23 protein-coding genes and 1 tRNA gene are annotated in these 19,534 nt (G+C 46.1%); 15 read left to right on the top strand and 9 right to left on the bottom strand.

Going from position 1 to position 19,534, the window contains the following annotated elements; translation table 11 throughout:
- Positions 1–73 (bottom strand) — tRNA-Val (locus THERU_RS07425).
- A gap of 21 nt (positions 74–94) precedes the next feature.
- On the opposite strand from THERU_RS07425, the gene THERU_RS07420 reads away from it, so the two are divergent.
- Positions 95–823: an SDR family oxidoreductase gene (locus THERU_RS07420; protein ID WP_025306643.1), complete on the top strand. Its 729-nt coding sequence runs from the start codon at positions 95–97 to the stop codon at positions 821–823.
- Here THERU_RS07420 and THERU_RS07415 read toward each other — a convergent pair.
- The 6 genes from THERU_RS07415 to rpmE are packed head-to-tail and all read right to left on the bottom strand — an operon-like array spanning position 820 to position 4,975.
- Positions 820–1,047: a DUF465 domain-containing protein gene (locus THERU_RS07415; RefSeq protein ID WP_025306642.1), complete on the bottom strand. Its 228-nt coding sequence runs from the start codon at positions 1,045–1,047 to the stop codon at positions 820–822. The genes THERU_RS07420 and THERU_RS07415 overlap by 4 nt on opposite strands.
- A complete protein-coding gene (locus THERU_RS07410; protein WP_025306641.1) occupies positions 1,044–1,451 on the bottom strand; it encodes a hypothetical protein in 408 nt (135 codons plus the stop codon). Before THERU_RS07410 ends, THERU_RS07415 begins: the two co-directional genes overlap by 4 nt.
- Positions 1,448–2,170, bottom strand: a complete 723-nt coding sequence (gene truA / locus THERU_RS07405; RefSeq protein WP_025306640.1) for a tRNA pseudouridine(38-40) synthase TruA — start codon at positions 2,168–2,170, stop codon at positions 1,448–1,450. Before truA ends, THERU_RS07410 begins: the two co-directional genes overlap by 4 nt.
- The gene (gene dnaG, locus THERU_RS07400; protein WP_025306639.1) at positions 2,163–3,704 is read right to left on the bottom strand and encodes a DNA primase; all 1,542 of its coding nucleotides are present in this window, start codon (positions 3,702–3,704) and stop codon (positions 2,163–2,165) included. Before dnaG ends, truA begins: the two co-directional genes overlap by 8 nt.
- A 1-nt stretch (position 3,705) precedes the next feature.
- On the bottom strand, positions 3,706–4,788 hold the full coding sequence (gene prfA, locus THERU_RS07395) for a peptide chain release factor 1 (RefSeq protein WP_025306638.1): 1,083 nt from the start codon (positions 4,786–4,788) through the stop codon (positions 3,706–3,708).
- Complete coding sequence (rpmE, locus tag THERU_RS07390; protein ID WP_025306637.1) at positions 4,778–4,975, bottom strand: 50S ribosomal protein L31; 198 nt, start codon at positions 4,973–4,975, stop codon at positions 4,778–4,780. The genes prfA and rpmE overlap by 11 nt, the downstream gene beginning before the upstream one ends.
- A 70-nt stretch (positions 4,976–5,045) precedes the next feature.
- On the opposite strand from rpmE, the gene THERU_RS07385 reads away from it, so the two are divergent.
- Positions 5,046–5,489, top strand: coding sequence for a TraR/DksA family transcriptional regulator (locus THERU_RS07385; RefSeq protein ID WP_025306636.1), 444 nt, complete (start codon positions 5,046–5,048; stop codon positions 5,487–5,489).
- Positions 5,486–6,646: an iron-containing alcohol dehydrogenase gene (locus THERU_RS07380; RefSeq protein WP_025306635.1), complete on the top strand. Its 1,161-nt coding sequence runs from the start codon at positions 5,486–5,488 to the stop codon at positions 6,644–6,646. Before THERU_RS07385 ends, THERU_RS07380 begins: the two co-directional genes overlap by 4 nt.
- On the opposite strand, the gene rnr is transcribed toward THERU_RS07380, so the two are convergent.
- Positions 6,631–8,733, bottom strand: coding sequence for a ribonuclease R (rnr, locus tag THERU_RS07375; protein WP_025306634.1), 2,103 nt, complete (start codon positions 8,731–8,733; stop codon positions 6,631–6,633). The two genes, THERU_RS07380 and rnr, sit on opposite strands and share 16 nt — an antisense overlap.
- Before the next feature lie 42 nt (positions 8,734–8,775).
- Here rnr and THERU_RS07370 point away from each other — a divergent pair, with 42 nt between their 5' ends.
- Genes THERU_RS07370 through THERU_RS07325 form a run of 10 tightly spaced genes read left to right on the top strand, consistent with a single transcriptional unit; the run spans position 8,776 to position 17,291 of the window.
- Complete coding sequence (locus THERU_RS07370; RefSeq protein WP_245565817.1) at positions 8,776–10,017, top strand: bifunctional folylpolyglutamate synthase/dihydrofolate synthase; 1,242 nt, start codon at positions 8,776–8,778, stop codon at positions 10,015–10,017.
- Positions 9,993–10,559, top strand: coding sequence for a ribosome biogenesis GTP-binding protein YihA/YsxC (yihA, locus tag THERU_RS07365; RefSeq protein WP_025306632.1), 567 nt, complete (start codon positions 9,993–9,995; stop codon positions 10,557–10,559). The genes THERU_RS07370 and yihA overlap by 25 nt, the downstream gene beginning before the upstream one ends.
- A 54-nt stretch (positions 10,560–10,613) precedes the next feature.
- Positions 10,614–10,868, top strand: a complete 255-nt coding sequence (locus THERU_RS07360) for a hypothetical protein (RefSeq protein WP_025306631.1) — start codon at positions 10,614–10,616, stop codon at positions 10,866–10,868.
- Entirely contained in the window at positions 10,869–11,924 is a 1,056-nt protein-coding gene (gene hisC / locus THERU_RS07355) for a histidinol-phosphate transaminase (RefSeq protein ID WP_025306630.1), read from the top strand.
- On the top strand, positions 11,918–12,697 hold the full coding sequence (xth, locus tag THERU_RS07350; protein ID WP_025306629.1) for an exodeoxyribonuclease III: 780 nt from the start codon (positions 11,918–11,920) through the stop codon (positions 12,695–12,697). The genes hisC and xth overlap by 7 nt, the downstream gene beginning before the upstream one ends.
- The gene (locus THERU_RS07345) at positions 12,694–13,116 is read left to right on the top strand and encodes an EamA family transporter (RefSeq protein WP_025306628.1); all 423 of its coding nucleotides are present in this window, start codon (positions 12,694–12,696) and stop codon (positions 13,114–13,116) included. The genes xth and THERU_RS07345 overlap by 4 nt, the downstream gene beginning before the upstream one ends.
- Entirely contained in the window at positions 13,113–14,420 is a 1,308-nt protein-coding gene (lnt, locus tag THERU_RS07340) for an apolipoprotein N-acyltransferase (RefSeq protein ID WP_038532251.1), read from the top strand. The genes THERU_RS07345 and lnt overlap by 4 nt, the downstream gene beginning before the upstream one ends.
- Before the next feature lie 22 nt (positions 14,421–14,442).
- On the top strand, positions 14,443–15,900 hold the full coding sequence (dnaX, locus tag THERU_RS07335) for a DNA polymerase III subunit gamma/tau (protein ID WP_038532249.1): 1,458 nt from the start codon (positions 14,443–14,445) through the stop codon (positions 15,898–15,900).
- Positions 15,866–16,120, top strand: coding sequence for a hypothetical protein (locus tag THERU_RS07330; RefSeq protein WP_025306626.1), 255 nt, complete (start codon positions 15,866–15,868; stop codon positions 16,118–16,120). Before dnaX ends, THERU_RS07330 begins: the two co-directional genes overlap by 35 nt.
- Positions 16,113–17,291, top strand: coding sequence for an MFS transporter (locus tag THERU_RS07325; protein WP_025306625.1), 1,179 nt, complete (start codon positions 16,113–16,115; stop codon positions 17,289–17,291). The genes THERU_RS07330 and THERU_RS07325 overlap by 8 nt, the downstream gene beginning before the upstream one ends.
- On the opposite strand, the gene THERU_RS07320 is transcribed toward THERU_RS07325, so the two are convergent.
- Positions 17,223–18,113: an aspartate carbamoyltransferase catalytic subunit gene (locus THERU_RS07320; RefSeq protein ID WP_025306624.1), complete on the bottom strand. Its 891-nt coding sequence runs from the start codon at positions 18,111–18,113 to the stop codon at positions 17,223–17,225. The genes THERU_RS07325 and THERU_RS07320 overlap by 69 nt on opposite strands.
- Before the next feature lie 43 nt (positions 18,114–18,156).
- Between THERU_RS07320 and THERU_RS07315 the strand changes: the two genes are divergently transcribed.
- The gene (locus tag THERU_RS07315) at positions 18,157–19,188 is read left to right on the top strand and encodes a PhoH family protein (RefSeq protein ID WP_025306623.1); all 1,032 of its coding nucleotides are present in this window, start codon (positions 18,157–18,159) and stop codon (positions 19,186–19,188) included.
- Positions 19,118–19,528, top strand: coding sequence for an rRNA maturation RNase YbeY (gene ybeY, locus THERU_RS07310; RefSeq protein ID WP_425427063.1), 411 nt, complete (start codon positions 19,118–19,120; stop codon positions 19,526–19,528). Before THERU_RS07315 ends, ybeY begins: the two co-directional genes overlap by 71 nt.
- Positions 19,529–19,534: the final 6 nt, after the last annotated feature.

Raw genomic sequence — 19,534 nt, 5'->3', positions numbered from 1 at the left:
TAGGCGCAGGCGGACTCGAACCGCCGACCTCTGGCGTGTCGGGCCAGCGCTCTGCCTACTGAGCTATGCGCCTTAGTCTATAATTATAATCCAAATGCAAAAGGTTGCCCTAATAACCGGTGCAAGGCGTGTGGGCTTTGAAATTGCCAAAGAACTTTTGAAGGAAGGTTGGCAATTGGCGGTGGTTTATCACACTTTCCAAGAGGTGGTGGAGGAATTAAAAAAATACGGAGAGGTGGAAGGAATAAAGGCTGACCTTTCGGACTTTTCCTCCTACCAGAGGGTGGTGGCTCAGACGGTGGAGAGGTTCGGAAGGGTGGATGCCTTTTTGCACCTGGCGAGCCCTTACTATCCCACTCCCTTGGAGAGCCTTAGCCTTGAGGATTTTATGAACCACCTTATGCCCATAGCCACTGCCTTTTTGTTTTTGACTAAAGAATGTGCCAAGTATATGCAAAGGAACGACCAAAGTCCCAAGGGAAGGATAGTTGCCTTTGGCGATTGGGCTACCAACACCACTCCTTACAAAAACTACTCTGCCTATTTCCTTGCCAAGGGGGCACTGCATACTGCCATAAAGGTTCTGGCAAAGGAGTTGGCACCGCACATTTTGGTAAATGGCATAGCCTTGGGTCCCACCCTAAAGCCTCCTGACTTTTCCCAAGAAAGGTGGGACGCTTACATACAAAAAACGCCCTTAAAGAGGGAGGTATCCTTGGAGGATGTGGTGGAGCTAACAAAATATCTGCTAAGGGTGGAAACTATGACCGGTGAGATCATAAACTTAGACAGCGGAAGGCACATTGCGGGCGAATGCACTTAAACCTTCTGGCTGTTTAGAAACTCCTGAATTTTCAACTCCATCATATCCTTGTGGTAGAGCCTTTCCTTTTTGAGTTTTTCCAGTTCCATCTTCAAGTCGTGGGTCATGGGATGATGCTTTTCTAACTTGTCTATTTGCTTGTCAAGCTCCTGGTGCTTTTCGTAGTGATACCTAAACTCCTTGTCCTCTTGGAGAAGCTTTTGAATAACCTCTTCCCTCGTCATATTAGGTCCTCCTCTCTTGGTTTTAATAATATTAAACCAGAAACTGTTAGCAGGTAGCCTTCAATCAAAAGGGCAAGGCTCGCAAAGACTATAAAAACCAAAAAGCTGAAGGCAAAGGGAATACCCACCAAAAAGTAGAGCCAAAAGTAGCGGGCGGTTGCCCTCTGGCTCCAGTAGGGCTCTTCCACTTTGATGGGGAACAACCTTTTACGCAAAAACAGGGCTAAGGAAATAAAGATCACACCCAAAAGCAGATTGAAGGCGAGCATACCCAAGACCAAGTTGGGATGCAAAGGCAGTTTAAAGTAAGGATACAAAGGAAGGCACGCAAAGAAGACAAGGCTAACAAAGCCCAAAGTGGCAAAGAAGAACTGTCTTGCCCTTTTAAAATACAGCTCCTTCATAGAAAAACCTTCTCCAAGGTTAAGCCCTTTGCCTGGGCGGTGTAGGGGCACTTTTTTCCCTTTAAAAACTCCCTTATGTCCTCTAAGGAAAGCTTGCCCATTCCCAAGTATATAAGGGCACCCGCTATGCGCCTTACCATGTATCTTAAAAATCTCTTTGCCCTCACCCTTATCTCCACTATGCCTTCATTTTCCACCACCTCGCACTCTTCAATCTCCACAAAGGGGTCCTCATCTCCCTCCAGCTTGGCAAAGCCCGAAAAGTCATGCCTACCCAAAAATAGCCCAGAAGCTTTTTTCATCTCTTCAAGTCCTAAAGTATAAGGTATCCTCCAGAGAAAGGGCTCCAAAAAGGGATTCCTCGCGTGGGAAGGATAGACCCTGTATACGTAGAGTTTGCCCTTTACCGAATACCTTGCGTTGAATTTTTCTTCCGCCAGCCACACCTCAGAGACTCCCACATCCTCGGGTAGGAGGGCGTTTAGTGCCTTCAAGAGACTATCCGGGGGAAAGAACTTTGAAGCTTTGAAGTTTGCTATGTAGTCTTTGGCATGCACGCCTGCATCCGTCCTGCAACAACCCGTCGGTCTTATGCTCCTTCCAAACAGCTCGCCAATAGCCCTCTCCAGAACTCCCTGCACCGTCCTTAAGCCCGGTTGCACCTGCCAGCCGTGAAAGTTTGTGCCCACAAAGGAAAGCCGAAGGCAGTAATTATGCATTCCTAATTCCTCTGAGCCTAACAGGATCCTTCTTACTTCTTATCTTTTCCAAACTAACATCCTCCTCCACACTTGGGTCTGGTGTTAGCTTTTTTAGGCTCTCCTCAAAGGCTCTCTGTGGGTCATAAAAGCTCTGTCTTTTAATCTCCTCCGGGATAAGGTGATAGTCTCCTCTGATTATGGCTTCTGCCAACTCCATGGCGTAGGGAGAGAGGTTAACCTTTTTTAAGAGCTCATCGCTACCGAGCCCTATGTACAGCCCGTAGAGGAATACCCTTTCGTGGTAGCTTAGCTTTTGTCCCTCCCTTGAGCTTTCTAATTTCTTCTGACGGGAGAGATGCTCTCCTATCTTCTCCTTTAGAACCGCCATTGGTAGGTTTGTTTTCTTTGAGAGCGCACTCAAAAGTTCCATCTGTCGGACTTTGTCCTTTACAAAGGCACAAAAATAAAGGTAGTCCTCTAAAGCCTGCTTGCTGTTTTCCTTTAAAAGGCTATCAAAGATCTCCTCTGCGCTTTCTATGGATTTTCTTAGCTCACTGGCAAACTTTTTTACGTAGGTGTCTGGGTCTTCTCCCTCTGGGAGCAAAAGGACCTTTACCTTTAGCCCTTCCCTTAAAAGGTAGGGTGCGGTTTGCCTTACTGCCCTCCTACCCGCCTGGTCTCCATCAAACAGTAGCACCACCTCCTGCACATAGGCGGACAGAAGCTTTGCGTGTTCTTGTCCAAAGGAGGTTCCCATCACCGCCACCGTCTCCTGAAAGCCCTCCTGATGCATACTCATCACATCAAAGTATCCCTCCACAAGGATCGCCCTCTTCCTCTCCTTTATGTAGTCAAGCCCTTCATAAAAGCCAAAGAGAATTTCCCTTTTTTTGAAAAACTCCGTCTCGGGAGAGTTTATGTATTTGGGACCCGCGTCTGTCAGAGTTCTACCACCAAAGCCTACGGTGTTTCCCCTTTGGTCCCTTATGGGAATGATGAGCCTGCCCGCAAAGAGGTCCTTGTAATGTTTTTCGTCTATCTTTAAAAGGTTGCCCGTCTTCTCGTAGAAGGATAACAGTTGGTTTTCCCTCAAAAAGTCCAAAAGTTCCTCTGAGGAAGGCGAGTATCCGAGCCTGAACTTTTTTATAGTCCTCTCTGATATACCCCTCTCTTTGAGGTAATCAATCACCTTTGGATGTTCTTTGAGCTTTCTGTGGTAGTATTCCGCCACCAGGTTGATGGCGTTCAAAAGGTTTTCGTCCTTTTTTTTGCGCTCCAGCTTGACGGGTATTTTGTACTTCTTTGCCAGTTCTAAGAGGGCTTCCGTATAGGTCAGGTTTTCGTAGAGTGCTACAAACTTTACCGCATCGCCCCCCACATCGCAACCAAAGCACTTCCATATACCCTTTGAGGGAGATACGTACAAAGAGGGATTGTTGTCTGGATGAAAGGGACACCTTGCCCTGTAGTTGCTACCACATCTCTCAAGGTCTATGTAAGAGGAGATTACATCCACTATGTCAAGTTTTTTTACTATCTCTCGGAGGTCCATACTATACCTCTTGCAGTGAGGCGCGCAGTCTCTCCTCTATTTCGTGCTCCTCTAAGGCGGAGATGATCTCGTCAAGCTTTCCTTCTAAGATGTCCTGAAGGCGATGGGAGGTATAGTTGATGCGATGGTCTGTAACCCTGTTTTGTGGGAAGTTGTAGGTTCTGATCTTTTCGCTCCTTTCCCCAGTTCCCACCTGCTCCCTCCTCTCCTGTGCGATCTTTTCTTCTTTTTGCCTCTCGTAGTAATCCTTTAACCTTGCGTAAAGTATTTTCATGGCCTTTAGTTTATTCTGAAATTGGGAACGCTCGTCTTGGCAAGTTACCACTATCCCCGTAGGTATGTGGGTAATCCGGACTGCAGTTTCGGTGGTATTCACATACTGCCCGCCTGCACCACTGGCACGAAAGGTTTCTATCTTTAGGTCCTCTGGGTTTATTTGCACCTCCGTTTCGTCTGCCTCAGGAAGAACAGCCACCGTGGCGGTGGAGGTGTGTATTCTTCCTCCCGATTCTGTTTTTGGCACCCTTTGAACCCTGTGAACCCCACTTTCGTACTTTAGCTTTGAGTAGGCATCCTTACCTTCAATTAGGGCTATAACCTCCTTGTATCCTCCGAGCCCTGTCTTTTGGGCGCTCAGTATGGAAAACTTCCAACCTTTTTCCTCTGCGTACTTTTGATACATGTTCAGTAAGTCGGCAGCAAAGAGTGCAGCCTCTTCGCCACCAACCCCCGCCCTGATCTCCAGTATAACATTTTTAGAGTCCTTTTCATCCTTTGGAACCAACAGCCGTTTTATCTCCTTTTCTAACTCCTCCTTTTCTTTTTCTAACCTTTTGAGCTCCTCCTTTGCTAAATCTTCAAACTCCTTGTTTTCCAAAAGCTCCTTAGCAAATTCAATATCCTTCTTTATCTTTACGTATCTGTTGTATGCCTCGTAGGCAGGTTCCAACTCCTTGAATTCTTTGCTTAGCTTAGAGTAAAGGTCTATGTCTTTTATGATCTCTGGGTCTGAGAGCTTAGCCTGAAGTTGAATGTATTTTTGGTGTAATACCCGTAGTCTTTCTTCTAAGTCCTTATGAAGCATTGACGGACTTTCCTGTGGCTTCCAGCAGGAAGGGTTTTATCCTCAACTTGCCTGTGTAGAAAGGATGGCAAGCATTGCATACTTCAAGATAGACAGTGCCACCTTTCGTGGAAAGCAGTGTAAAGGTGTTCCCACATCCGCACACAAAAGTGGTAGGCTTCAACTCAGGATGAATACCCTTCTTCATTTTTACACCTCCAAAAGAGTGAGAAGATATATATTATATCCCTTATAATCAGAAAACAAGGAGGTTTGGTATGCTAACACCAGAACAGTTAAAGGTTTTGAAAGAAAGACTTGAAGAAGAAAAGGCAAAGCTTTTGGAAAGGTTCAGAAAAATTGAAGACACGCAGAGTAAGATTGGAGAGCAGATAAGGGAACCGGGGGACCAAGAGGACATAAGCCAGATGACTTACACCCAAGAGGTCCTTGACAACCTTTCCTCAAGGGAGATGTTCGTGATAAGGGAGATAGACTATGCACTACAAAAGCTTCAAGCGGGCACCTACGGTGTATGCGAGTATTGCGGAGAGTACATAGAGTATGAGAGACTGTTAGCTATACCTTGGACTAGATACCATGCGGTCTGCGCAGAAAAAGCGGAGGAAGAAGGTATAGTGCCTACCTATACACCACTTATTTTTGAAGGTACACTGCCGGAGGAGATGGAGATTCAGAGGGAAGATATCACAGAAGCATGAAGTTTGATTTTTACCTCCCTGTTGAGGTTCTCTTTGGGAGTGGAAGGCTATACACCTTAGGAGAGGTTGCCAAAAGGTACGGCTACAGGGCAATAATCATAACAGGTAAAAACAGCACCAAAGAAAACGGAGCTTTAGATAGGGCTATTCGTTCCCTTAAAAAATGGGGTGCGGAGGAGGTGATCCTTTACGACCGGGTGGAGCCCAACCCTACCGATCAAATGGTAAATGAAGCGAGCGCCATAGTGGTGGAAAACAAAATAGACTACATAGTGGGCTTGGGAGGCGGAAGTGCCTTAGACACCGCCAAAGCGGTTTCCATTGTTTCTTCCAACGAGGGCTACGCATGGGATTATGTGAATTATCCAGAAGGTCCCAGGCTCATTCCCTACCTCAACAGACCGGTAATATGCATACCAACCACCGCGGGCACGGGTAGTGAGGTAAACAGATACTCGGTTATATCAAACCCAAAGAGAAAGGAAAAGCTGGTGATCTCCCACTCCCTGAACTATCCAAAGGTTGCCATCATAGACCCAACCCTGACCCTTTCCATGAGCCCAAGGCTAACCGCCATCACGGGAGTGGATGCCTTTGTCCATGCCCTTGAATCCCTTACCAATAAGGTGGAAAACATCTTTGCAGATGACTTGGCAATAAGGGCCCTAAGGATCATAAAAGAATGGCTACCGGTGGCGGTTAACGAGCCGGAGAACTTAACCGCAAGGGAGTGGATGAGCTATGCGTCCATGCTGGCGGGCATAGCCATAGACAAAAAGAGGGTAGCCCTAATACACGGCATGGAACACCCAGTTTCCGCCCACTATCCGAATGTGGCCCACGCGGAGGGACTTGCAGCGCTTGCCCCGGCAATAACCGCCTTCAACTACAAAGGGAACCCACAAAAGTACGCCCTCTTTGCAGAGATTATGGGCTACGAACCAAAGCCAGAAAAGGCTGTGGATGCGGTCGTTGAGCTCTTGGAAAAGGTGGGATTGAGGGTTTCTCTCAAAGAGCTTGGTGTGGAAAAGGAAAAGTTAGAGAGGCTAACAGAAGATACCTATATGCTCTCCAGAGGACTCTTTCCCATAAACCCGGTGGAGCCCACCGTGGAAGACATATACGAGCTCTACGTAAAAGCTTACGAGGGCTTTTGAGCCTCTGCCAAGACAAAGCTTAGCCTACCCCTCTCTTCATCCACCGATACTAACTTTACCCTAACCTTGTCCCCCAGACGATAGATTTTACCCGTTCTGTAGCCCACAAGCCGGTGGGCTTTTTCGTCGTATATGTATTCATCCTCCTCCAAAGAGGACACGCTTACTAAACCCTCCACCAAGTAATCTTTAAGCTCCACAAAAAAGCCAAAGGATACCACACCCGTTATTATGGCCTCAAACTCCTCCCCTATGTGTGCCTTCATGAACCTAACTTTTAACCGGTCTATGGCTTCCCTTTCCACATCCTCCGCCAACTCCTCTTGTAGGGAAAGGTGCTCTCCCACCATTTCCAAGTAGCTAACCGTCTGTTCGTAGTCTATGCTTTCTCCTCTGAGGGCTTTTTTCAAAAGCCTATGAACCACCAGGTCCGCATACCTTCTTATGGGGGAGGTAAAGTGTGTGTATCCGTCGCTGGCAAGTCCGAAGTGTCCCAAATTGTGTGGAGAATACCTTGCCTTCATCATACTACGCAAGGTCAAAAATCTAACCAAGTGCTCTTCATCCCTACCTTCAAAGTCCTCTATGATTTTTTGGAAAAACTTGGGCTCAAGGGAAAACCTTTTAACTTTGTAGCCAAGTCCCTCCAGTATCTCCAGTAGATTTTCCACCTTTTTAGGGTCTGGCTTTTCATGAATCCTGTAAAGGCAGGGATATCCTACGCTGGTAAGATGCTTTGCCACCGTTTCGTTGGCGGAGATCATAAAGTGCTCTATAATTCGGTGGGCTATGTGGCGCTCATAGGGTACTATGGCGGTAGGTTCCCCATACTCATCCACGATCAGCTCTGCCTCTGGTAGGTCAAAGTCTATGCTACCCCTCTCCCACCTTCTGTAAGAGAGAATTCTGTATAAGTCCTCCATGATTCTAAGTGGTTCTACAAGGTCTTGATACTTTTTCTCAAGGACTGGGTCTCCTACGATAAGTCGGAGGGCTTCATCATACGTTAGCCTTGTCTTGCTCCTTATTACGCTCTCGTAGATGTCATACCAAAGCAGGTCCCCCTTTGGGCTAAAGACCATCTCACAGGTAAAGGCAAGCTTGTCCTCATTGGGCTTTAGACTGCAAAGGTCCGCAGAGAGCCTCTCCGGTAGCATGTGAATTGCCCTGTCGGGCAGATAAAAGGTAAAGCCCCTCTCAAAGGCGCTTTTGTCAAGGGCAGAACCCTCCTTCACAAAGTAAGACACATCTGCTATATGCACCCAAAGGCGGTAGTTCCCCTCGGGCGTTTTTTCTATGGCAACCGCATCGTCAAAGTCCCTCGCCCTAGGTGGGTCTATGGTAAAGCATATCTGATCCCGCAGGTCCCTCCTCCTCTTGAGCTCCTTCTCCCAATCTATGGAGAGGCTTTGGGCTTCTTTTAGGGCTTCCGGTTCATAATCCAGAGGTAGCTTATACTTGTGGATGATTATATCCACAATAAGGTTCTTTTCTGCCGGATGCCCAAGGACCTTTTTAACTTTGCCCAACATTGGGCTTTCTTTGGAAGGGTACCTTACAATTTCTGCCAATACTACGGTGCCTTCCTTTAACCCTTTGCAGGTGTCCTTTGGCAGAAAGACCCTATGAAAGCCGTTCTGGTCCAAGGGAATTCCCACACACTGTCCCTTTTCTTTTTTTACAGAACAGACCAGCTCCTTTGTGCCCCTCTTTAGGACCTTTAGCACCCTTATTTCCTTTTTGCCTTTGAATTCCACCACCTTAGCCTTTATCCTGTCTCCGTGTAAAAGCTTTTCCATCTCAAAGGGTGGTATGTATATATCCTTTTTACCTTCTCCCACCTCAAGAAAGCCAAAGCCGTTGGGATTTGCCAAAACTGTGCCTATCACTACCTCCTCCTGTACCAACCTATACCTTCCGCCCTCCACTATAATAGTTCCCTCTTTTTTTAGCTTTTTTAGCAGTTTTTTCAACGCTTTTCTACCCTTTTTGTCCAAGGAAAAAAGGTGGGCAAGCTCGTTAAAGTGCATAGGCTTTTTGCTGAGGGCTTTTATAATATCCTTCTCCTCAAGGGAATATTCAGCCATAGCCTCTGCTGAGGTTTAAAATTTTAAACTATTTTTATTACGATGATGGTGGAAGATCAAATTCTCTACGAACTTTATAAAGGAAAAGATTACCACATTGAACCCACCTTAGAGCGAATTGAAAAGGCGGTTGAGTATGTGGGTTTAAAAAAGCCCTCCTATGTTTCCCTCTTGGTGGGTGGCACCAATGGGAAGGGCTCTACCTGTGCCTTTGCGGAGCGTATTCTCAGGGAGCATGGCTACAAAACCGGTTGGTTTGTGTCTCCCCACCTTTACGATGAAAAGGAGAGGTGGAGGCTGAACAGACAAAAGATAGAGAAAGAGAGGTTAAAAGAGTATGTAAAGGAGCTAAAGGACGTCTTTGAGAGGTTTAACCTTACCTACTTTGAAGCTTGCACCCTAATAGCCCTAAAGTTCTTTGAGGATGAAAAGGTGGATTTTGCGGTCTTTGAGGTAGGAATGGGGGGCAGGTGGGACGCCACCAGAACCTGCAGACCTTCCGCCTGTGCGGTTACCAACGTTCAAAGGGACCATGTAAAGTGGCTGGGTAAAAGTCCCGAAGAGAGGGCTTATGAAAAGCTTGGCATATATGTGCCCGGCAGACCTATTGTGATCGGTAGTCCCAAAGAACCTTTGTATCCCAAAGCCTTGGAGTTATGCGATCTGAAGGACCTGATAGTGGCGGGCATGGACTTTTTTGCCTACGGCAAAGTGGAAGGCATGCAAACCTACTTGGAGAACTTCAGCTCGGACTTTTTTTCAATAAGCTCCGCCAAGCTGGGGCTTTGGGGCAAGTGGCAAATAGACAACGCAAGCGTAGCCATCGCCTTGGTAAGCCAAGTTATAAAACTAAACGAGGATAAAACACGAAAGGCCCTTGAAGAGACAAGGTGGGAAGGGAGGATGGAAATCTTAAGAAAAAACCCCCTGCTGGTAATAGACGGCGCCCATAACCCAGATGGTGTCAAGAAGGTAGTCCATCAGCTGATAAAACATGGCATAAAGCTAACTCCCGTATTTACCGGGCTAAAGGACAAGGAGTGGAGAGAGTCCATGACTTTCCTCCGAAAGCTTTCGGAAAAGATCTATTTGGTGCCCATCAACCACCACAGAGGAGAGGAACTATCTGAGCTGGTGCAACATGCCCAAAGGCTGGACTTTAGGGAAATCGTCCCTCTAAGCTCTGCGAGGGATGTTTTTGGGCTAAAGGAAGATGTGCTGGTGCTTGGCTCTCTATACTTGTTGGGAGAAGTAAAGAAATGTCTGGAAGAAAAGAGGGAGTAGTCTTTGTAGGCTCTTTTAGGGAGAACTTTCCGGAGGATAACAGAAAGCACGTAGTCTTTGTGGGAAGGTCCAATGTGGGTAAATCCTCCCTTATAAACATGCTGGTGGGCAGAAAGGTAGCCCATGTTAGCAAGGAACCAGGCAGGACGAGGGCTATTAACTTCTTCCTCTGGAACGATGAGCTATATCTGGTAGATGTGCCTGGTTATGGCTACGCAAAGGTTTCCGGCGAAGAAAGAGAAAGATGGAGGCTTATGATGGAAAAATACTTTACCCAGTGCAGAGAAAAAATCCAATGGGTGTTTTTGCTCATAGATAGCCAAGTTGGTCCTACACCCTTAGACAGGTCTATGATAGAGTTTCTTTCTTCTCTTAACATACCCTATGTGTTTGTTTTAACAAAAGAAGATAAAGCAGACCAAAAGGAGAAAGAGAAAACCATAAAGGAACTGAGCCTTCTTTCAAAAGCACCCATTGTTATAACATCAGCCAAGGAGGGAAAGGGTAAAAAAGAGCTTTTAAAGTTTCTGAAAGTTGAATAAATTTAGGTAAATTGTGGTAGAATATTAGCGTAAAACTTTTTGAGGAGGTTTAAAATGGCTAAGAGAGGAAGAAAGAAGGGCGGAGCCAGATACAGAAGGATCACCCTTTCTCTGCCCAAAAGGCTTTATTATGTGCTCAACGGCATAGCCATGGGAGACGAGAGAAAGCTAAACAGATTGATCAAGGGCATCCTTGAGGATAAGCTCATGGAATCTACCGTCGCAGAACTGGAGCTTTATCTAGGAAGAGGTGAGGAGTTAGAGGAAGAGGAGGAAATGGAAGAAGCAGAGGAAGAAAAGAAGGAATAAATGATCCATCCACGCATAAGGGAACTGTCCGCTTACAAAACGGAGACCACTCCCTGCAAGGTAAAGCTCTCCTCCAACGAACTACCCATAAAATTTCCGGAGGAAGTTAAAAGAAAAATAGGGGAGGTGGTCTCCTCCCTACCTTTGAACCGCTACCCAGACCCAAATGCATCAGAGCTAAAAGAAGTCATAGCCAAAAGGTTTGGTGTTTCAACGGATAACCTGGTCCTGGGCAACGGCTCCGATGAACTCATTCAATACTTAACTATAGCGGTAGGAGAATTAAACAGTCCTGTCCTCTATCCTGTACCCACCTTTCCCATGTATGGCATATGTGCTACCGCCTTGGGAAGGAAAAAGGTGGAAGTGCCCCTCAAAGAGGACCTGGACTTGGACTTAGAAACCCTCTTGAGGGCAGTGGAGGAAAAAAGACCTTCCTTAGCCTTCTTCTCCTATCCAAACAATCCCACGGGCAACTGCTTTAGGGAGGATGCCATCAAGAAGGTTAGACAGGAGGGCGTATTTACCGTAATAGATGAGGCTTATTATCACTTTTCTGGAAAGACCTTTCTTGCTGATGCCCTTCAAAGGGAAGATACTGTAGTTCTAAGAACCCTCTCCAAGATAGGTTTGGCGGGCTTGAGGGTGGGCGTGCTGATAGCAAAGGAGGAAACAGCCAGAGAAATAAACAAGCTTAGGCTTCCTTTCAACATAACCTATCCTTCTCAGGTAATAGCCAAGCTTATGTTGGAGGACTTTTACCATATAATAGAGGAACACGTGCAGATGGTCCTGAGGGAACGGGAAAGGCTGATGAGAGAACTTTCTAACATAGAAGGTGTAAAGGTCTTTCCTTCGGATGCCAACTTTTTCCTGTTTAAAACTCCCTACCCGGCAGGTTTGGTGCACGCCGAACTTATAAAAGAGGGGGTTTTGGTTAGGGATGTTTCTTACCTTCCCAACTTGGAAAACTGCCTCAGGGTAAGCGTAGGCTTCCCAGAGGAGAACGACCAATTCCTACAAGCTATGCAAAGGGTGATGAAAAAACTATGCTAAGGGTTGCCACTTGGAATGTAAATTCCATAAGGTCCAGAAAAGAGCTGGTTTTTATGTGGTTGGAGAGGGTTCCCGTGGAGATCTTGTGTCTTCAAGAGCTAAAAACAGAGACCCACAACTTTCCTTTTCTTGATTTTGAAAGGCTTGGGTATAAGTGCTATGTGCATGGGCAAAAAGCCTACAATGGCGTAGCTATATGCTCTAAGTTTGGGTTGGAAGATGTTTTTAAAGGCATAGGAGATGCAAAGTTTGATGTGGAAAGTCGAGTAATAGGAGGAAGGCTCAAGGACCTTTGGCTCATAAACTGCTACTTCCCTCATGGAGAAGAGAGGGGAGGTAAAAAGTTTTACTATAAGTTGGAGTTTTACGATGCCTTCTGTAAATTCTTAGACAGAAGCTTTAGTCCTTCAGATAAGATCGTGCTCGTGGGCGACATGAACGTAGCCTTGGAAGACATAGACGTTTATGACCCCGTTGTTCTGAAGGATACCATAGGGACCATGCCGGAGGAAAGGCAAGCCCTAAGAAGACTCTTAGATTGGGGCTTTGTGGACGCCTTCAGGTATTTATACCCTAACAAGGTGGAGTTTACCTGGTGGGATTACATTGGGGGTGCGGTATGGAAAAACCAGGGCATGCGTATTGATTACATATTTATCACAGAGCATCTTTTAAAGAGCCTGAAAGATGTGTTTGTGGATACATGGGCAAGAAAGAAGAGACAGCCAAAGCCCTCAGACCATGCGCCCGTAGTGGGAGTTTTTGAACTGTGAGGGGAGTGATTTTTGCAATACTTGCCAGCTTTGCGTGGGGGCTTGCCCCCATCCTCTTTAAGCTGGGCCTAAAGGCTGAAGTTAGCAACCTCTTCGCCCTCATTGTGCATAATTTTTCCGCCTTTTTGTTGGCATCTTTGCTCTTTTTTGCCTTGGGAGAACCCCTTAAGGTAGGCTTAAGGGAGCTGGTTTTTATATCCTTTGGGGGCATGCTCTCGGGATTCTTGGGTTTGTTCTTTTACTTTGAAGCGGTTAGGCATGGCAAAGTTTCCATAGTGGCACCCATTGCCTCCACCTCTCCCCTCTGGAGTGTGCTCTTTGCCTATGTTTTGCTTGGTGAGGGCTTAAACCTTCAAAAATTGGTAGGCGTCTTTTTGATAGTGGTTGGCATAACCCTTTTGAGCCTTTCAAAGCAATGAAAGAGGTAATCCTTTCCGTTTTGGCGGGCTTGTTGCTTTACCTACCCTTCTCTAAGTTAAATCTATGGTTTTTGCTCTTTCCTGCCCTCTTTCTTTTTGTTAAATACCGAGGAGTGCCCTTTTGGACCTTGGGAGGGTATGTGTTTATCTTCCTTTCCCTGAGGTGTACCAACATTGCCAGCGTTGAGTTTGGCGGTATAAATCCCATTCTCTCTTACTTTATGTATTCCCTGTTCGTTCTCCTTTTTACCCTTTTTCAGTTTTCCCTGCCAGCTTTTATTGCCCAGAGGTTTTTTAAAAGCTCCCCTTTAGCCTACGGCTTTTTTTATACCCTCTTTGAACTGCTCCGCTCTCACTTTCCCTTTGGTGGCTTTCCATGGCTTTTGATGGGAGAGGTTATCTCTCAGGTGCCCCTTTTGAAATATTCCCTGTACTTTTTGAGCATACCCCTTTACACCTTCTTGCTTTGGGTTTTGGTAATTTCCCTATTCCAAAAAAGGCTTTTCCCTTTTGCCCTGATTCTTTTTGTTTTACTTTCTCTTAGCCTTTCCGCTTACTTTGTACCACCAAAGAAACTAAACGGAGTAAAGGTAGCCCTCGTTCAAACCGCAGTGCCCCAAGAAGACAAGCTCAGCAGAGAGACCTTTGACAAGCATACGCCACAGATACTGCAGATGGTGGAAAGGGTATTGGAAGAAAAACCAGACCTCATAGTCCTACCCGAGTCCGCCCTGCCTTTTTACTTTTCCGAGGAGCAAACAGAAATCTTTTATCATCTGAGCCTTAAAGGTCCCATTCTGGTGGGTCTGATTGATGTTAGGGAAAACCTAAAGCCCTTCAACTCCGCCTACCTGTTTGCGGAGGGTATGCTAATAGACTACTACGATAAGGTAAAGCTCATGCCCATAGGCGAATACATACCAAAGCCCTTTGGATTTTTAAAGGAAATATTCCAAGCCATAGGAGGTATTGACTACGTTCCCGGCAAGTCTACAAAGGTTATCAAATACAAAGACCTTCGCATTGCGGTGCCCATATGCTTTGAAGTTGCCCACTACAGCTACATGGAAAGATTAGCCAAAGATGCCAATCTTATTGTGGTTTTAACCAACGATGGCTGGTTTAAAGACAGCGACTGCACCTTTCAACATTTTAGGTTTGCCCAGTGGACTTCTTTGCGCTTTAAAACCTACACCCTTTGGGTGAATAACTCCGGCGACACCGCCATCATTGACCCCTACGGCAGGGTTCTAAAAAAACTGGGCTATATGGAGAGGGATGTGTTGGTGGAGGTTTTGAGATAGGTAGCTTATAATTAACTTTCTGATGTATATTCCCTTTGCCAGAAAGTATAGACCTCGGAAGTTCTCAGAGCTTGTAGGACAGGAGACCGCCAAAAGGGTTTTGCTCAACGCGGTAAGGCTTGGCAGGCTCTCCCACGCCTACCTCTTTGCTGGTCCCAGAGGAACGGGCAAAACCACCGTAGCGCGTATATTAACAAGGGCAATAAACTGCCTGAGACCCATTGATGGAGAACCTTGCGGTGAGTGTGAAAACTGCGTCGCCATTGAAAAGGGAAATTTTCCAGACCTTATAGAAATAGACGCTGCATCCAACAGAGGAATAGACGATATAAGGGCCCTGAGGGATGCAGTCTCTTACACACCCATAAAGGGAAAGTACAAGGTCTACATTCTGGACGAGGCACATATGCTAACAAAGGAGGCTTTTAATGCCCTTTTGAAAACCCTTGAGGAGCCTCCTCCCAGAACGGTCTTTATCCTGTGCACCACCGAGTATGACAAAATACTTCCCACCATACTTTCCCGTTGTCAGAGGATCATCTTTAGCAGGCTCAGAGAAGAGGATATCGTAAAGTATCTTAAGTTTATATGCGAAAGGGAAAACATAGAATATGAAGAGCAAGCCCTGTATACCATCGCCAAGGTAAGCGATGGAGGGATGAGGGATGCGGTGTCCTTGCTAGACCAAAGTGCCACCTTTGGAGAGGGAAAGGTAAAGGAAGAAATAATAGAGGAGTTTTTGGGTATTCTCTCTCAGGGAAAGGTAAGGGATTTTATAAAGATGCTACTCTCCGGCGATGTGGACTCCGCCCTTGAGTTTTTAAACCAGATAAGGGAAAAGGGCTACAACCTATCAAGGTTTTGGGAGAGTGTGGAGGAGGAAATAAGGACGCTTGTTCTTTACAAAAGCCTAAAGAACCCAGAAAAACTAATGCATGTGGAAGATTTTCACAGAGAAGTTTCCGCAAACCTGAACGCTTTGCTATATCTTGAAAAATTGGTTAGCCAAGTGAGGGTAGAGGCAAGGACCAAGGACCTCTTTAGGGCATGCCAGATAGCCATCATCAAAAGTGCCTTAGTCAAAGACATCCTTTCCATAGAGGAACTTATAAAAGGACTGGGAAGCTCAAGCAAAGAGGCTCCCAAGGAGGAAAAGAAGGAGGAAAAGCAAGAAGAACCGCAGAAGGAAAACCCTTGGGATGTTCTTCAGAAAAACCTTAGCAAAATTGACTTTGAAAGGTTAAGAAGACTTCCCTACGAGGAGAAAGAAGGAAAGCTCATCCTAAAGGTGAGCAAAGAGGATGCAAAGGCTTTGGAAATAGAAAAGCTAAAGGTGAAGTTTCCCTTCCTTGATTTTGTGGTGGAGGAAAAAGAGGAAGATAAAGAGGATCTTCCGGAGTTTGTAAGAAAGACAAAAACCCTCTTCAACGCCAAGATCCTCAAATATGAGAGAGATAAAGGCGAGGATAATCCTTCTTAAGCTACCCGTTCCAAAAATAGGACTGTTCACCGCCCTTATGGACGGTTCTGGAAGAAACGCGGTAGTCCGAACAAAGGAAAAGAAAAAGGATTTAGTCTATGTTATTGCCACACCCGATACTTACGAAAGGACCTTGGAAGTCCTCAATTACATAAAAAGGCACATACCAGAACTGGAAATTCTGGGAGAGGTATCCTCGGAGGAGTTGGACATTGGCTAGTTCTTACATCTTTATCCTCTTGATGGGTGTGGTTAGCCTGCTTTCTGACTTTACCTACGAAGGTGGCAGAAGCATTCTTGGACCATATTTGGCTTTACTTTCCGCTTCTCCCTTCGTTATAGGCTTTCTCTCAGGACTTTCTGAACTGGCGGGATATGTGCTAAGGTTAGTTTCTGGTTATCTCTCGGACAAGCTGAAAAAACCTTGGGCTTTTGTATTTTTGGGTTATGCTATGAACCTCCTTTCTGTGCCACTCCTTGCTTTGGTGCCAAACTGGCAATGGGCTGGTGCCTTGATGATTCTTGAACGCTTTGGAAAAGCCCTCAGAACTCCCTCTCGGGATGCTTTACTTTCTCAGGCTACCGAAAGGGTTGGGCATGGCAAAGGTTTTGGCATCCACGAGTTTTTAGACCAGGTTGGTGCCTTTTGGGGTCCTCTCTTTGTGTCCGCGGTACTTTACTACTTTACCAACAATTACCGCTTAGCCTTTGCAAGCCTTCTGCCAAGCGCCCTCTTAGCCCTTTTTGTTCTCTTTCTTTCAAAAAGATATCATCAAGGAAATGTAAAAACCGCTGAAGACTCCAAAGAAAAAAGCAAAGGAACCCATCCCGGCTTTTGGCACTATGTAGCCTTTTCCTCCCTGCTTGGGCTCTCATTTGTGCCCATTACATTGATCACCTATCATGGTAAAGTTCATCTAGGCTTGTCCGACGCCTTACCTCCCTTTCTCTTTGCTCTTGCCATGCTCATGGATGGCTTTTCCGCCCTCCTTTTTGGCTGTCTCTTTGACAGGATTGGCTTTAAGGCTTTAGCCCTTGGTGTTGTTATCACCGCAATCTATCCCTACTTTATCTTCTCTGGCAGTGAAACCCTCTTCATAGCTGGAACATTGCTGTGGGGAGTTCAGCTTGGTATGCATGAATCCGTTGTGCGCTCGGGCGTTGCAAAACTTTCCACACCTTCCTTCAGGGGAAGGGCTTACGGTATATTTCATCTTTTCTTTGGATTGTCCGTCTTTTTGGGTGCCTCTGTGATGGGGCGTCTGTATGAAATCCTGCCCGTCCTTTTGGCGGTCTTTTCAATCGGTTTTCAACTTTTATCCCTACTGATCCTTAAGAAGGTTGTAGATCACAGCCATCCGAACAAAGGGTCCGTTCTGCACCTGTTTTAAAACCAAAGATTTTTCCCCATAGAGCACCTCTGGGTCTACATCCACATACAGATTTACCGGTCCCGGATGCATGAAGTAGCCCTTTAGCTTTTTGTAGCGTTCCTTTGTTAAACCAAACTGCAGAAAGTAGCTCTCTTTTGAGGGCACATAGCTCTCTTTGAACCTCTCCTCCTGCAACCTAAGGTATACCACAAAATCCGCCCACTCTATGCCCTCATCCACACTGTCAAAAACTTTCACATCTCCAAAGGGTGAAAGGTCAGAAGGGATAAGGGTGGCAGGACCGCAAACTCCAAGCTGGGCATAAAACCTGCTAAAAAGCTCCCCAGAGGACCTAAAAACCCTACTGTGGAGTATATCTCCCACAAAGAGAACTTTCAGCCCCTCCAAGGAGGGATAATGCTCAAGGGCGGTAAATAGGTCTATTAGCCCCTGGGTGGGATGCTGATGGGTGCCGTCCCCTGCGTTTATAAGGCTTATGCCTTCCTTAAGGTAAGGTTCGTATGGAAATAGAACAAAGGGCACTCTAAAGACCAACAGCCTAAAGCCCAAGGCGGAGAGAACTTTGATAGTGTCCTTGAAGGATTCACCTTTTTCTATGGCTGATTCTCCTCTTCCCACATGGTGGGTTTCCATGCCAAGTTCTCTGAGGGCAACTTCAAAGGACAGGCGAGTGCGGGTAGAAGCTTCCAAAAAGAAAAGAACAGCCCTTCCCTTTAACTTTTCTCTCCTACCTCCCTTAAAGCTACGAAAGAGGGAGTATAACTCTTGAATTTCCTCTGTGCTTAGGTCTTTGGTGCTTATAAGGTGCCTCGCTTGCATTTTTTCCAAAGGCGTTTTATATTTTAATTAAACGTTGAGTTAGATGGAGAAGGTAGAGGAGATCATAGACCTCGGAGACCTTGACGAAAGGTTTTATGCCATAGTAGGAAGGGGCGACGAGAACCTAAAGCTTTTTTCCCAACTCTTTGGCGTTAAAGTCCTCGCAAGAGGTACCGAAATACGTATAAGGGGAGAGGAGGAAAAGGTCCAAAATATGAGCAGGTTTATAAGGGAAATTCTAAAGGAGTTTGCTAAGGGTCCCCTAAGCAGTGAAGAGGTAAGAGAGAGGGCAAAGGCTTTCGTAAAGGGCACTACAGAGGTTGTAAGTCCCGACGCAGAGGAGGTGGTGTTAGTAACTTACAGAAAAAAGGCTATAGTGCCAAAGACAGAAAACCAAAGGATATACGTAAGGGAAATAAGGGAAAAGGATATTGTCTTTGGTATAGGTCCAGCGGGCACGGGGAAAACCTACCTGGCGGTAGCCATGGCCCTTGCCCTCATGAAGGAAAACAAAATAAGCAAGATCATACTAACAAGACCGGCGGTAGAAGCAGGAGAAAAGTTGGGCTACCTTCCGGGCACCATAGCGGAAAAGGTGGACCCATACCTTCGCCCCCTTTACGACGCACTGTATGATATGGTGGGATATGATAAAACCGCCTACATGTTGGAAAAGAACATTATAGAGATCGCCCCCTTAGCCTTCATGAGAGGTAGGACCCTAAACGACGCCTTTATAATCCTGGATGAGGCCCAAAACTCCACCCGGGAACAGATGAAGATGTTTTTAACAAGGATCGGCTTTGGCTCCAAGGTGGTGATCACGGGCGACATAACTCAGATAGACCTACCCAGAAAGGAAGAATCCGGTTTGGTGGAGGCAATAAAGGTCCTCAAAGGTGTTGAAGGCATAGGTTTTGTCCAATTTGGACGAGAGGATGTAGTGAGACACCCCATAGTGGCAAGGATCATAAAGGCTTATGAAGAGTATGAGAAAAAACAGGGTGCTGGTCAAGAAAAAGGTAAAAGGAGTAGAAAGCAAACTTCTGAGCAAAATAGCCCGCAGAGCCCTTGAGGTTCTTGGTTTAAGCAAGGTAGAACTCAGCATTGCCTTAGTTTCCGATGCGCAGATAAAAAGGTTAAACAAGCTTTACAGAAACAAAGACAAACCCACCGATGTGCTATCCTTTCCCATAGGTGAGAAAGTGGAGGATTGGCTTATTCTTGGGGACATTGTTATCTCGGTGGATACCGCCAAAAGGCAGGCGCAGGAGCTTGGCCACAGTTTGGAGGAAGAGATAAAAAGACTTTTGGTGCACGGCTTGGTGCATCTTTTGGGCTACGACCACGAACTTGGGGGAGAGGAGGAAAGGAAGTTTTTTGAACTGGAAGAGTTTGTTTTAAGGGAACTTTAAAAGCCC

The sequence above is a fragment of the Thermocrinis ruber genome (assembly GCF_000512735.1).
GTDB lineage: Bacteria > Aquificota > Aquificia > Aquificales > Aquificaceae > Thermocrinis > Thermocrinis ruber.
Note: the sequence above shows the minus strand (reverse complement) of the source record. Positions and strands in the feature narration are given on the sequence as shown.